Source organism: Erwinia phyllosphaerae (assembly GCF_019132875.1).
GTDB lineage: Bacteria > Pseudomonadota > Gammaproteobacteria > Enterobacterales > Enterobacteriaceae > Erwinia > Erwinia phyllosphaerae.
The window spans coordinates 126,497-140,200 of sequence record NZ_JAHSPF010000001.1; the positions used below are offsets into that span (position 1 = coordinate 126,497).

The window sequence follows — 13,704 nt, forward strand, 5'->3', positions numbered from 1 at the left end:
CATTTGCCACAGCAACCCCTCAGCGCTTCGCCAGCGCCAGCTTAGCGGCAAAGCCAATAAAGACGCAGCCGGTCAGGCGATCCATCACTTTCATTACCGCTGGCTTACGCAGCTTCTCCGCAAAATATTGCGTCGACGCAATCAGCATCCCGTTCCATATCGTGCCGATAACCACATGCGCAAAGGCCATCCCGATGCTCCAGAGCGCCACCGAGCCGCCAGCCGGAATAAACTGCGGCAGAAATGAGACGTAGAAAATCCCTACTTTTGGATTCAGCAGATTTCCCAAAAATCCCCGCATAAACACGCTGCGGTAGCTGCTTTGCTTTTTCGCTTCTGGCAGATCGGTCGTCAAAGCGCCACGAGGCTTCAACAGCAGCCCCACGCCCAGCCATAAAAGATAAGCCGCACCAACCAGCCGCAATGCGTTATAGGCAATTTCAGAAGCCAGCAGCAGCGCGCCCAGCCCCACGCCCACGGCAACACCCCATGCCATACAGCCAAGGTTTACGCCCATGCTGGTCGCCAGCGCTTTTTTCCAGCCGCTGGCCGCCGATGTACGCAAAATTAACGCCGTATCGAAGCCCGGCGTCATCGTCAACAAGGTAATAGTGAGAAGAAAAGCGAGTAGCGAAGCGGTCATAACGAACTCCCGTGGAATAATTTAACCCTTTTTTAACAGAAATGTTGCGCTGGCGAAAATCGCATTTTCACTGCTATGCCGCTTTTCCACCAACGCTCTCGCTACAAAAGGTCTACGGTGGAAGCAGTACAACCCTTTATTTCACAAAAAGGAGTGCCTGATGAGCAAATTTGTTTTCTCTTCACCACGTAAATATGTCCAGGGTGCTGGCGTGATGGCGCAGCTGGGTGAGTATGTTGCAGAACTGGGCAACAATGCTTTCGTGGTCGCGGATGAAGTAGTGTGGAAACTAACGGGAAAAGAAGTACAGGACTCGCTGCGGCAGCATGCCGTTGAGTTTCACTATCAGCAGTTCAACGGTGAAGCGTCCAGCAACGAGATTTCTCGCCTGGCGGCACTGGCCAGGAAAGACGGCGCGCGTCTGGTCATCGGCGTTGGCGGCGGCAAAACGCTGGATACGGTCAAAGCGGTTGCCGACGAGTTAAAACAGCCCGTCGTTATTGTCCCTACTATCGCTTCGACCGATGCGCCCTGTAGCGCCCTTTCCGTCATCTATTCCGACAGCGGCGTGTTTGAAAGCTATCGCTTCTACAGCAAAAATCCGGATCTGGTGCTGGTCGATACGCAGGTTTGCGCTCGTGCGCCGGTCAGGCTGTTCGCTTCCGGCATTGCCGACGGCCTGGCGACCTATGTCGAAGCGCAGGCGGTCAAACGCTCGCACAGCAAATCGATGGTGGATGGCGATCCCACCATTGCCGGGATGGCAATTGCCGAAGCCTGCGAAAAAACGCTGCTGACCTGGGGTTACAGCGCTTATCAGGCCGTAGAGAAAAAAGTGGTTACGCCAGCCGTCGAGGCGGTAGTGGAAGCCAACACGCTGCTTTCCGGACTGGGCTTTGAAAATGCCGGATTAGCCGGTGCGCACGCTATCCATAACGGTTTTACCGCTATTGATGGCGACATTCATCACCTGACACATGGTGAAAAAGTGGCGTACGGCACGCTAACACAAATGGTGCTGGAACAGCGTCCCGATGAGGAAATTGCGCGTTACGTTCGCTTCTATCGCTCAATCAAAATGCCTGTCACGCTGCGTGAGATGCATCTGGAAAACGAGAGCTGGGAAAACCTGCTGAAGGTAGGCGAGTTGGCGAACAGCGAAGGCGATACGCTGAAAAACCTTAACCCTAACCTTAGCGCTGCGGATATTGCCAGCGCGATCCTGGCGGTCGATGCGTTCAGCCAGACGGTAAAATAACGCTTCCAGGCGGCTTCGGGCCGCCTTTCTTATTGGGCATCTGGCCCCTGTTTATCCTGCTCCGGCTGCCAGTACTCAAAGCGGTAGGCGGCGCTGATGTTCCGCGAAATTTCTCCCTGCGCAAAAACTTCCCTTTCATGCGAATAGCTGAGGGTACAGTTATCGTGATCGTCCCACAGTTGGCACTCATCCTGCGTGGTCAGCCTGCTGTCAGGATTATGCGTAATGGAAAACAACCCTTTCTCACGATTCATCCCGTCATAAGACCATTTCATTTCATTGTTGTCAGAGTGGCTGGCAATAAGCTGATTTTTATCGTTCCACTGATAGACAGATTCGCCATTCGCCTGCGCGTCCGATCCTCGCGCCACGCTTTTTATCAGGCGCAGTCGGCTATCATAGCTGTTAGTGGTTTCAGTAAAACCTTTTTTGCCCTGAAGTAAAAAAGCTTCTGAAGAGCTGGTGATGGTGCCCGCTTTGCCAACCAGAAAATCGATGGTGCCCTGCTTGTTATTAACCTCCACCAACTCGCCCGGCTTTTTGATAAATATGGCTACGGCATAAACAGCTTTCCAGCCGGTGGCAACGCGAGTGATGCTCTGTACCATCTTCAGCACCAGGTCGCCCTCATTCTTATCAAAATTGATATCCGCACGTAGCAGTGAACCACAGCGGTCAAACTCCCCCAGCAGACGTCTTTGCCGGTCAACATCCTTACCAAACTCGCCCATCACCACCTGCTTTACCGGCCCTCTGGACGTGCCGCCCAGCAGCAGCAGGCTGTTGCTGTCATTAATTTGCGCGGCGCTGGCCGGACATTTTTCAACGGCGGCGGCTGGCGCAGCATTCAGCAAAGCCAGCAGCGCGGCACACGCGGTAATCAACATCGGGTTCATCAGCAGTCTCGCTAGCTCAACGGGAAAATCTAAGTGTAAGTGGATTCTGGGCGGATGAGAAAAATGACGATCGACAGGCAGAAAAAAAGCCCCACCAAAATGGATGGGGCCTGGTACTTGCAAACATCACGTCGCTGAACTGGCGTGCTGCGCGGCAAAATCGAGGGTCAGGCAACAATCGGTGGGCTTAGCGTCAGGGAAGCCTTCATCGCTTCGACCATATCGCTGTCCACACAGAGACGGCTAAACTCGTCCGTTTCCGCTACCGATGTCATAGAAACGCCTGCTTTGCGATAGCGCATTGAGGAAGCAATCCTCTGACTGGCGGAGCTGTGCAGCTCGCTTAATCCTGCATCTACAAACTTTTGCAGGTTACTGAGGCGAACGCCTGCGCCAGCCATAATGATTGGACCACGCGTCAGCTGATTTAGTTCCTTTAATAAAGGTAAACCACTTTCGGCACTCTGCTGCTGGCCGGAGGTTAAAATACGCGCCACGCCCAGATCGGTTAACTGCTGTAAGGCGGTTAACGGACTGTGGCAAAGATCGAACGCGCGATGAAACGTTACCGCCATGCCTTCAGCAAGCGCCATCACCTGTTTCATCTGCTCAAGGGGAATATGGCCGTTGGCATCCAGCATCCCGATAACCAGTCCCGGATAGCCCAGTTCACGAATAAAGGCGATGTCAGACTTAATCTGATTAAACTCGTTGTCCGTAAAGCAAAAATCACCACCTCGCGGGCGGACTATAGGATGAACGGGAATGGTCACGGCTTCCCGAGCCTGTATCAGGCTGCCCGCTGACGGCGTCAGGCCGCCTTCTGAAGGTGCCGAGCACAACTCGACGCGATCGGCGCCCGCATTTTGCGCGGCTAACGCACAATCGACTCCGTAGCAGCATACTTCCAGTTTTAACATTCCATCCTCCTGTTAATGACTGCTGGCTGGTTGTGTAAATGATTTTCGCTGTTTAGTCTGACTACAGACCTTAAAATAATAGTAACGGGAATCACTAACATGGCATGCAATTTTGACCAGCGAATCGATCGCCGTCACAGCGACAGCCTGAAATGGCAAAAATATGGCGACAAAGATATTTTGCCGCTTTGGGTAGCGGATATGGATTTCCGTTCACCAGAATGCGTGGTCGAAGCCTTACAGCAGCGTGTCAGTCACGGCATCTTTGGTTATGGCTCGGCACCGGATGAACTGACTGAGGTGGTAATAGCGCGTATGCAGACGCGCTATCAGTGGAAAATCGAACCTGAATGGCTGGTGATGTTGCCCGGCGTAGTGAGCGGCCTGAACATTTCCGTGCGCGCTTTTACCGAAGCGCATCAGGGAACGCTTGCGCCGACGCCCATCTATCCGCCGTTTCGTAAAGCGGCCAAACTTGCCGGAAGGACGCAGCTCAATGTCCCGCTACGGCTGAGCGGAAACCGCTGGATTGCAGATTTTGACGAGCTGGAAACGGCCATGACCGGCCATGAAAAACTCATGATGCTTTGTAATCCGCAAAATCCCGGCGGTACGGTTTATCGGCGTGAAGAGCTGGAAGCCCAGCTCCGTTTTGCGGTACGTCACGACCTGATCGTTTGTTCTGATGAAATCCACTGCGATTTACTGCTTGCCGAAGGGGCGAAACATATTCCTTTTGCCAGCCTGGGAAAAGAAGCAGAACGGCGTTCGGTAACGCTGGTTTCACCCTCAAAAACCTTCAATATCGCCGGCCTTGGCGCTTCGGTAGCCATTATTCCCGACAAAGAGCTGCGCATGCGTTTCAACGCGGTTCGTCAGGGTATTGTGCCGCAGCCGGATGTACTGTCGCTGGTTGCCGCGACCGCTGCATGGCGCGATGGTCAGCCGTGGCTGGATGAGCTACTGGCTTATCTGAAGGCTTCCCGCGCAATGCTGGATCGGCGAATCAACGCGATTGAAGGCCTTTCTCTTGCCGCGCCTGAAGCAACCTACCTGGCCTGGATCGACGCCAGCCAGCTTAACGTTGCCAGCCCGGCGCTGTTTTTCGAGCGGCACGGGCTGGGATTCTCAGCGGGAAAAGATTTCGGCGATGATAAATTTGTGCGCTTTAACTTTGGCTGTACGCATGACCTTATCCACGAGGCGCTACGGCGGATGGAAAAAGCGGTACAGACGCTAACACGTTAAGACGCCCGTTCGCTCTCCACGACGTCCTTCAGGCTCCAGGGATGGAACTTGATGGTTACGTTGCCGTCGCTGACGGCCAGCGTAGGATTAAGCAACCTTTCGCCTGCCCCCTTTGGCGCACTGTTTTTGACTGAAATACCCGGCCTTGACAGACCTTCATCGGACATCAGCGCAATCGCGCGAGCGCTCAGCTGCTCTTCATCACCCGGCAGAACGATTTCAACATGTTCCCAGCCCTCATGGCGGTAAACACGCTCGCCTGGCCAGGGAAGCTCTACTACGCTTATCTGCCACGGCCCAACGGTTAAAGGTTCATGCAGTTCAAATAAAGCGACGGGCCGCCCGTTGATCTCTTTTTCTGAAAACAGCACGCCATGCTGTAAAAAACCTTTTTTCCAGCGTTCTGCCGTCGCGGGCTGATTGCAGCGCACGGCAATATGATCGGCTTTTAAATCAACCAGATCGAGGCCCAGACGCGCCGCCAAATCGTTAAGATAGCGTAAAAACTCAGAAGAACTGTTAACCAAATCGCTTAGTTCTTCAGCAACATTACCAGAAAACATTCTACTACCCCTTCCAAAACTTAACTAAATGTAATATTTATCCTGCGCATTACTGACAATTTCGTACCAATAAAACTGTATAAACTTAACTTTCAGCGCTGATAAACCAGCAAAATACGCAAAAAACTAACATTTTATCCAGTAAAAGGTGGTTCTTGATCTCATTTTTCACTATATAATTTGTCTTAAGACAAAAAATTCGTTCAGTTAAATTTATACAATGCGACTATTCTTAAATCCTCACCCCTGACTTGTAGGGTATTATGAATACTTATAGATTCGTTCCGCTTCTACTACTGAGGAATAGCAAATGCTGATGTTAATACTCGTCGCAGTGCTTGTCGTTATGATGGGGTTTGCTTTGGTACGTCACTGGAAGGTTCGTAACGAAAAAATGACCGTTGCCAGTCCATACCGCCCACACCGCCGCCGCACCTGACGGACTATGCAGGAAACTGTCCCCACTTTTTCCTGCAAAGCCCGCCTCCTGAGCCTTCAGGTACCTGGATAACTACATCCGAAATACAGTATACTTTTCCCCTTCTTTTTTAGCGGTGCCACTGTACAGCAATTTTGCTACAGGGCCTCGTACAAAATGACAGCCTGCGCACCATGACGCAGGCGTTTTTGCATATAAGGTAATCCGGTGAATATTCAGGCTCTTCTTTCAGATAAAGTCAGTCAGGCGATGATTGCAGCAGGCGCTCCGGCCAGTTGTGAACCGCAGGTACGGCAGTCAGCCAAAGCACAGTTTGGCGATTACCAGGCGAACGGCATCATGGCCGTCGCAAAACAACTGGGTAAAGTGCCGCGACAGCTGGCTGAAGAAGTGCTTAAACACCTTGACCTGCAGGGTATCGTCAGCAAGGTTGAAATCGCCGGACCTGGCTTCATTAATTTGTTTCTGGATGCCGACTGGCTTGCTGCTCAGGTTGACAGCGTCGTTAACGCGCCTCGCCTTGGCGTTACGACAGTTGAACCACAAACTATCGTCGTCGATTATTCCGCGCCAAACGTGGCGAAAGAGATGCACGTCGGTCACGTTCGCTCGACCATTATTGGCGATGCGGCGGTGCGTACCCTGTCGTTTTTAGGCCATAACGTCATTCGCGCCAACCACGTAGGTGACTGGGGCACGCAGTTCGGCATGCTGATCGCTTTTCTGGAAAAGCAGCAGAACGAAGCGCACGGTGAGATCGCACTTTCCGATCTGGAAGCTTTCTACCGTGAAGCCAAACGTACCTACGATGAAGATCCTGCTTTTGCCGAGCGCGCACGCGGCTATGTCGTCAAGCTACAGGGCGGCGATGAATATTGCCGTAAAATGTGGAAAAAGCTGGTCGACATTACTATGTCGCAAAACCAGATCGTTTATGACCGCATGAACGTGACGCTGAGCCGTAAAGACGTGATGGGCGAAAGCCTGTATAACGACATGCTGCCAGGCATCGTCGCCGATCTGAAAGCCAAAGGCCTGGCGGTAGAAAGCGAAGGCGCCACCGTTGTCTTCCTGGACGAATACAAGAACAAAGACGGCGAGCCGATGGGCGTTATCATCCAGAAAAAGGATGGCGGCTACCTCTACACCACGACCGATATCGCCTGCGCCAAATATCGTTATGAAACGCTGCATGCCGACCGCGTGCTGTACTATATCGATTCTCGTCAGCACCAGCATTTACAGCAGGCGTGGTCCATCGTGCGCAAAGCGGGCTACGTACCGGAATACGTACCTTTAGAACATCACGCTTTCGGCATGATGCTGGGTAAAGACGGCAAACCGTTTAAAACCCGCGCGGGCGGCACCATCAAGCTTTCAGATCTGCTGGATGAAGCGGTAGAGCGCGCCACAAAGCTGGTCAGCGAAAAAAATCCGGATATGCCAGCCGACGAGCTGAATAAACTGGCCAACAGCGTGGGGATCGGCGCGGTTAAATATGCCGATCTGTCAAAAAGCCGCACCACGGATTACGTGTTCGACTGGGACAACATGCTGGCTTTTGAAGGCAACACCGCGCCTTATATGCAGTATGCCTACACCCGCGTGCTTTCCGTATTCCGTAAGGCAGGCATTGAAGAATCCGCCATCAACGGTAAAACCGTTATTACCGAAGATCGCGAAGCCGCACTGGCCGTGCGCCTGCTACAGTTTGAAGAAACCATCACTCAGGTTGCACGCGACGGCACGCCGCACGTTATGTGTGCCTACCTGTACGATCTGGCCGGGCTGTTCTCTGGTTTTTATGAACATTGCCCTATCCTTGCCGCCGAAGACGAAACGACAAAGCAGAGCCGCCTGAAGCTGGCGCTGCTGACCGCGAAAACGCTGAAGCAGGGTCTGGATACGCTGGGTATTGATACCGTAGAAAGAATGTAATTTCTGCATTAAGGATGGGGTGAGCTTTCATCTCATCCGACACCGATAAGTTTATTCGGGCAGGCACGGGCAATCGCTCGTGCCTTTTTTATTGGTTAACGAAGGGATAACGTTGAAATTTTAATCCCGACTCCCTCTCCTCTATCCTTGATGGGAATATGCTTCGATTTGCTTTATATGCAGCTATTCTTTTTATGGCTGAAACTAAGTGTGAAGGGTTACGTTTGATTTCCCCCATAAATGTGGATGTTGCTGATTATTATATTAATGTATACGGTTTTATCGACATTTGTGGCAAGGAAATCCTTTACCGTGATGCTGAAGGGCTTTTCCAATGGCTACAGACTGATATTACCCAGGTTGAAGGCGAGCAAAAATTAAGCGATAATCTAACCGATGATTAAAGAAGGAGGCACTATGGCTAACAAAGCTACTAAACTGACATCCCCCCGTCCTGCTTCTTATGAGTTAAAGCTACGTAAGGTAGGTGCTGATGGCTCAGCTTCTGAGCGAACCATCACTTCGACCGAGTTAAAGAACATTACTCCACGTGGTAAAGCGATTACGGCCTCACGTGAGGAAATCGTGGCTGCACTTACTAAATCAGCTAAGCATGTTAAACGTCAATCCTCACCCGTGTTGGAAGCCGCGGGGGCTATTAGAATGAGAACGGCAAAATAGTCAGGGCTGTTTAGCAGGGGCTTTTACTTACTCCGCTATATCCTTTAACTAAATTTTTCTGTCTCATAATGAATATCTGACGGCAACACTTCAAACATCAGCGCTGTTGTGTAGCCGCCGCCGCTCAGGCTGTACGTTACCATGCTGATGAGTCAAGGCTACGGTGCATTATGCGGGTGTTGACCGGCGCGGTCCGGCCAGGTTGATTGTGTTATTGCTGGTATCGACGTGGTACAGCTCGTCGTCGAGATTGATGGCGGACACGGTGCCAATGCGGATCAGGTTGCGCAGCAGGCTCAGGATTTCGGGGAGTGGTGGACTCATGCTGCAAGATTGTAACTTTACAGCCTCGATCTCAATGTGATGGTGTTCTGCCATAGATGACAGAATGAATAGCTTTAAAGCTCGGCCCTGAGGCAAAGATGCCACCATAAGCGGCATCTCTTTGTTTTTTAAAATCTGAAATTCGGAATATAGAATCCTCCAGGGTACATGATTATTGATGATGTACCTGGCATCCAGCAAGTATTCGCCGCGTCAATCCATGAAACCATGTTTGTCCCTTGAAGGTTGATAACATTATTAGATTGGGGCAAGCCTTGTAAATTCATTGCTCCTGAAACTTCTTTAAGCTCTTCTGAATTTAAAATTTCCATATATTATCTCCATTACTAACACCCATATAACTTTATTCTAAGAATAAGCTTTCCTAATTTCTCCTTTGTAAGGAGATCCGCTTTTAAAATGGTCACCTGTAATTCTTTCAGGCTGTCATCCAAATAAATTTTATTAATTTCTTTCTTTTCCCAAAGCCCGCATGCGGCATAAGCCCTGGCTTCAGGAGTAGCATGGCCGCCTTTCATAATGTTTTCGAAAATCAATACGGAACTTTTGTCATGCAAAACATCTTCATAGATTATTTGCTGTGGCATTTTTTTTGCCACAAAACCATTAAAGCCGAAAGAGAATAGCGTTACAGAGGATAAGCGTCTTTCTATGTCCTGCTCTGCCTGGGCAAAAAAAGGGATCAATAAAAAAATAACGATCTTTTTCCATTTCATTAAGGCCTCCTTGCTTAAATAAACTATAAATTGGCACTAACATTATGTATGTGATAGCGCCCACAATACTTCCTTTATTCGAACGCGGCCTTTATCACCTGGAAACTAATTGCTATCTACATCAGTTAGAAAAAGATTTTTTATTCCTGGCTTAAAGCGACATTCACAGCAGGTCAATCACCAGCGCTATACGCCAATCATGCAGCGACGCCGCTACCCAATCAGTAGTCAATCAGTAGTCAAATTCAAAAATTTTGTCCGCCCAACAAAAAAGGGGCGAATCGCTTCGCCCCTTCGTTTGTGCTGTGGTACAGACAGCAACCTTAACGGTAATTCACCATCACCTCATTACCCAGCACGCGCAGCGCCTGCGGCAAGCGCCCTTTTCCCTGCACGCCATAAACAAAATGCAGCGAGCCACCTGCCTGAATATTTGTCAGCCCGCGCGTGGAGCCACTGCCACCCTCAAGCCGCACGCAGCGGGTTTCTGCGCAAAGCCAGGCCGCAAAACCGGAAGGCGTCGGGCCATTCAGCGTATAGCGCCAGTTAATCTCCGTAATCGCGCCGTTAACCGGCGTTGCCGCCTTAAGCGCAGGCGACGGTGCCTGCATGCCTCGATTAATCAGTCCCGGCCCCGGTGCGGAGGCGTGCCAGGCGCCCCCTCCGGCCAGCGCCAGCTGCGGCAAACAGATTAACAGCAGCAGCAGCTTTTTCATTAGTGTCCGCCAATGGTGGAAGTCATCCGGATCTGCCGGTTATCGGTCAGCTCCAGGTTAGAAATCACCATCAGCTGCGGCAGGTTACGACGCAGGAAGCGAGCCAACAGCGCGCGCAACGGATGGTTAACCAACAGCACAGGCGGCGCGCCAAGCGACTCCTGATGGGATAATGCACCCTGCGCCTGCGCCAGCAAACGATCCGCCAGGCCCGGTTCCAGACCGCCGCCGCCCTGCAATGCCTGCAGTAACAGACGTTCCAGCGTAGTGTCCAGCCCGATAACCTGCACTTCACCATTGCCCGGATACCACTGCTGTGTAATTGCCCTGCCCAACGCAACGCGCACCACGGAAGTCAGCTCATGCGGATCTGTCTGCACGGTGGCGTGCTCTGCCAGCGTTTCAATAATGGTACGCATATCACGAATGGAAACACGTTCCGCCAGCAGGTTCTGCAACACTTTATGCAGCGTGGTCAGCGTGATCACGCCCGGGATCAAATCTTCCGTCAGCTTAGGCATATCCTGCGTTACGCGGTCCAGCAGCTGCTGCGCTTCCTGACGGCCAAACAGCTCGCTGGCGTACTGGCCAATCAGATGGTTCAGGTGCGTGGCAACGACAGTACTTGCTTCTACTACGGTATAACCCTGAATCTGCGCCTGTTCTTTCAGCGCGCTGTCAATCCAGATTGCAGCCAGGCCGAAAGCCGGATCGACGGTCGCTTCACCCGGCAACGTCCCCGCTGCGGTACCCGGGTTGATCGCCATCCAGCGGCCCGGATAGGCGTCGCCGCTGCCAATTTCCACGCCCTTCATCAGAATACGGTAGCGCGCTGGCGGCAGCTCCATGTTGTCACGGATATGCACCACCGGCGGCAGAAAGCCCATCTCCTGCGCAAACTTCTTACGAATACTGCGAATGCGGCCAAGCAGCTCGCCATTCTGCGTATTATCCACCATCGGGATCAGACGGTAGCCCACTTCCATTCCCAGCGTATCTTCCAGCTGCACGTCGGTCCAGGAAGCTTCGATATTGGTTGGCGTTTCGATGTTCTTCACCAGGCTGCTCTGCGTCTCGGCCTTCGGCTGGTTTTCTTTACCACGCAGATACCAGGCCAGACCCAGCAGCGCAGCGGTAAACATCAGGAACACCAGGTTAGGCATGCCCGGCACCAGGCCCAGCAGACCCAGTACGCCAGCACTCAGCATCATCACGCGCGGATTTTTGAACAGCTGGGTAACCATCTGCTCGCCGACGTCCTGATCGGTCGCCACGCGAGTAACGATAACACCCGCTGCGGTCGAAATGACCAGGGCCGGGATCTGTGCAACCAGACCGTCACCGATAGTCAGCAGCGTATAGCTTTCCGCCGCATGACCCACGTCCAGACCGTGCTGTACCACGCCCACCAGCAGACCGCCGATGACGTTAATCACCATGATCATGATACCGGCGATGGCGTCACCACGAACGAACTTACTCGCACCGTCCATCGAACCATAGAAGTCCGCTTCCTGAGTAACTTCAGAACGGCGCTTTTTCGCTTCGTCTTCGCCAATCAGGCCGGCGTTGAGGTCGGCGTCGATGGCCATCTGCTTACCGGGCATCCCGTCCAGTACGAAACGCGCGCCAACTTCCGCGATACGCCCCGCACCTTTAGTGATAACCATAAAGTTAATGATGACCAGGATAATAAAGACCACGATACCGATGGCGAAGTTGCCGCCCACCAGGAAGTGGCCAAAGGCTTCAACTACGCGTCCCGCCGCGCCAGCGCCCGTATGGCCTTCCAGCAGGATGATACGGGTTGAAGCAACGTTCAGCGCCAGGCGCAATAAGGTAGAGAACAGCAGGATGGTAGGAAACGCGGCGAACTCCAGCGTTTTCTGGGTAAACATCGCTACCAGCAGCACCATAATCGACAGCGCGATATTAAAGGTGAACAGCAGATCGAGGATGAAAGGCGGCAATGGCAGTACCATCATCGACAGGATCATCATGATTAACACCGGCCCGGCCATGATCTGCCATTGGGTATCTTTCATGTTCGGTAAGCGTAACAGTGTGGCCAGATTCGCCATCAGTCTTTCTCTCCAGAGCCAAAGTCCAGTGCTTCCGGCACAGGTAAATTAGCAGGTTTTTTCGGAGCCAGGCCACCCTCAAGCTTCCAGCGACGGAGCTGCCAGACCCAGGCCAACACTTCTGCAACAGCCGCATATAACGTACCGGGAATATGCTGACCAATTTCACTATGCCGATAGAGCGCACGTGCCAGCGGTGGTGCTTCCAGCACCGGAATACGGTGCTCTTTACCCAGTTCACGAATGCGTAATGCCACTTCACCCGCGCCTTTTGCGATAACTTTCGGCGCGCTCATTTTCTTCTCGTCGTACTGCAACGCGACCGAGTAGTGCGTCGGGTTGGTAACGATAACGTCCGCTTTCGGCACATCGGCCATCATGCGTCGACGTGCTGCCGCGCGCATCTGCTGGCGAATTTTGCCTTTGATGTGCGGGTCACCTTCCTGCTGCTTATATTCGTCGCGGATTTCCTGACGAGTCATTCGCAGCCCTTTGTAGTAACTGTAGAGCTGCCAGAACACGTCAAAGCCCACCATCGGCGACAGCCCCAGCACTATCAGCACGCAACACATAGCAATCATATTCAGCGAGCTGGCCAGCGCGGTATAAGGTGATTCGCTCATTAAGCGCATCATCTCCGGCCAGTTGTGCCTGACATACAGCCAGGTCACACAGCCCACCAGCACCGCTTTTAAAATCGACTTGCCCAGCTCCGTCGCCGTCTGCGCGGAAACCAGCTTGCCTAATCCTTTAATCGGGTTCATCTTGCCCATGTCGAACTTGATGGCTTTCCCGCTGATCAGTACGCCGCCCAACAGCATCGGCGCGGCTATCGCTACCAGAACCAGACCGGCCATCATCGGAATCAGCGTATAAACCGCCTGGACAAACAGTCGGCCAATCAGGTGCAGCATCTGGCTGGTATCGCTGACCACCGAGTGGTCAAACACCAGCCCCTGCGCCAACAGCTGACCGATTTTGCGGGCCATGCTTTCGCCGCCCATCCACAAAATACCTAAGCCCGCCACCAGCATTAACACCGAGGTCAGCTCGCGCGAGCGCGGAACCTGCCCTTCTTCTCGTGCTTTTTCAAGTCGGTGGGGGGTTGCGGATTCGGTCTTTTCCTCTTCGCTATCACCAGACACAGGCTAATCCTCAAGGAATTTCTGGGGTACGGGATTGATGTGGCTAGCATGCCAAAAACGCGCAGGGATGATGCCGCGAGTAAACGCGTAAAAAGGGGGTTATTTCGCTGATAGC

The 13,704-nt window shown here is 52.5% G+C and carries 15 protein-coding genes; 5 read left to right on the top strand and 10 right to left on the bottom strand.

What is annotated here, in order from left to right; translation table 11 throughout:
- Nucleotides 1-19 precede the first annotated feature (19 nt).
- Nucleotides 20-643 (bottom strand): LysE family translocator, encoded by a 624-nt coding sequence (locus KUE00_RS00630; RefSeq protein WP_246757567.1) that lies wholly within the window; start codon nucleotides 641-643, stop codon nucleotides 20-22.
- A gap of 160 nt (nucleotides 644-803) precedes the next feature.
- On the opposite strand from KUE00_RS00630, the gene KUE00_RS00635 reads away from it, so the two are divergent.
- Nucleotides 804-1,901 (top strand): glycerol dehydrogenase, encoded by a 1,098-nt coding sequence (locus KUE00_RS00635; protein WP_246757568.1) that lies wholly within the window; start codon nucleotides 804-806, stop codon nucleotides 1,899-1,901.
- Between the two features lie 29 nt (nucleotides 1,902-1,930).
- Here KUE00_RS00635 and KUE00_RS00640 read toward each other — a convergent pair whose 3' ends face one another.
- Together KUE00_RS00640 and cutC are read right to left on the bottom strand one after the other, a co-directional pair.
- On the bottom strand, nucleotides 1,931-2,797 hold the full coding sequence (locus KUE00_RS00640) for a hypothetical protein (RefSeq protein ID WP_246757569.1): 867 nt from the start codon (nucleotides 2,795-2,797) through the stop codon (nucleotides 1,931-1,933).
- A 167-nt stretch (nucleotides 2,798-2,964) separates the two neighbouring features.
- On the bottom strand, nucleotides 2,965-3,717 hold the full coding sequence (gene cutC / locus KUE00_RS00645; RefSeq protein WP_246757570.1) for a copper homeostasis protein CutC: 753 nt from the start codon (nucleotides 3,715-3,717) through the stop codon (nucleotides 2,965-2,967).
- Nucleotides 3,718-3,816: 99 nt separating this feature from the next.
- Here cutC and KUE00_RS00650 point away from each other — a divergent pair, with 99 nt between their 5' ends.
- Nucleotides 3,817-4,965 carry a MalY/PatB family protein gene (locus KUE00_RS00650; protein ID WP_246757571.1) on the top strand — a complete coding sequence of 383 codons (1,149 nt, stop codon included), beginning with the start codon at nucleotides 3,817-3,819 and terminating at the stop codon, nucleotides 4,963-4,965.
- Here KUE00_RS00650 and KUE00_RS00655 read toward each other — a convergent pair.
- Nucleotides 4,962-5,528 carry a VOC family protein gene (locus KUE00_RS00655; RefSeq protein ID WP_246757572.1) on the bottom strand — a complete coding sequence of 189 codons (567 nt, stop codon included), beginning with the start codon at nucleotides 5,526-5,528 and terminating at the stop codon, nucleotides 4,962-4,964. The two genes, KUE00_RS00650 and KUE00_RS00655, sit on opposite strands and share 4 nt — an antisense overlap.
- Before the next feature lie 646 nt (nucleotides 5,529-6,174).
- Between KUE00_RS00655 and argS the strand changes: the two genes are divergently transcribed.
- From argS to KUE00_RS00670, 3 genes are all read left to right on the top strand, one after another.
- Entirely contained in the window at nucleotides 6,175-7,905 is a 1,731-nt protein-coding gene (gene argS / locus KUE00_RS00660; protein WP_246757573.1) for an arginine--tRNA ligase, read from the top strand.
- A 194-nt stretch (nucleotides 7,906-8,099) separates the two neighbouring features.
- Nucleotides 8,100-8,309 carry a hypothetical protein gene (locus tag KUE00_RS00665; RefSeq protein ID WP_246757574.1) on the top strand — a complete coding sequence of 70 codons (210 nt, stop codon included), beginning with the start codon at nucleotides 8,100-8,102 and terminating at the stop codon, nucleotides 8,307-8,309.
- A gap of 13 nt (nucleotides 8,310-8,322) precedes the next feature.
- Nucleotides 8,323-8,586 (top strand): hypothetical protein, encoded by a 264-nt coding sequence (locus KUE00_RS00670; protein ID WP_246757575.1) that lies wholly within the window; start codon nucleotides 8,323-8,325, stop codon nucleotides 8,584-8,586.
- Between the two features lie 168 nt (nucleotides 8,587-8,754).
- On the opposite strand, the gene KUE00_RS00675 is transcribed toward KUE00_RS00670, so the two are convergent.
- From KUE00_RS00675 to flhB, 6 genes are all read right to left on the bottom strand, one after another.
- On the bottom strand, nucleotides 8,755-8,910 hold the full coding sequence (locus KUE00_RS00675; RefSeq protein ID WP_343215864.1) for a hypothetical protein: 156 nt from the start codon (nucleotides 8,908-8,910) through the stop codon (nucleotides 8,755-8,757).
- Nucleotides 8,911-9,038: 128 nt separating this feature from the next.
- Entirely contained in the window at nucleotides 9,039-9,242 is a 204-nt protein-coding gene (locus tag KUE00_RS00680; protein ID WP_246757576.1) for a hypothetical protein, read from the bottom strand.
- A gap of 15 nt (nucleotides 9,243-9,257) precedes the next feature.
- The gene (mchS3, locus tag KUE00_RS00685) at nucleotides 9,258-9,647 is read right to left on the bottom strand and encodes an MchS3 family protein (RefSeq protein WP_246757577.1); all 390 of its coding nucleotides are present in this window, start codon (nucleotides 9,645-9,647) and stop codon (nucleotides 9,258-9,260) included.
- 323 nt (nucleotides 9,648-9,970) lie between these two features.
- Entirely contained in the window at nucleotides 9,971-10,363 is a 393-nt protein-coding gene (gene flhE, locus KUE00_RS00690) for a flagellar protein FlhE (protein WP_246757578.1), read from the bottom strand.
- The gene (gene flhA, locus KUE00_RS00695; RefSeq protein ID WP_246757579.1) at nucleotides 10,363-12,444 is read right to left on the bottom strand and encodes a flagellar biosynthesis protein FlhA; all 2,082 of its coding nucleotides are present in this window, start codon (nucleotides 12,442-12,444) and stop codon (nucleotides 10,363-10,365) included. The genes flhE and flhA overlap by 1 nt, the downstream gene beginning before the upstream one ends.
- On the bottom strand, nucleotides 12,444-13,589 hold the full coding sequence (gene flhB / locus KUE00_RS00700) for a flagellar biosynthesis protein FlhB (protein ID WP_246757580.1): 1,146 nt from the start codon (nucleotides 13,587-13,589) through the stop codon (nucleotides 12,444-12,446). Before flhB ends, flhA begins: the two co-directional genes overlap by 1 nt.
- Nucleotides 13,590-13,704: the final 115 nt, after the last annotated feature.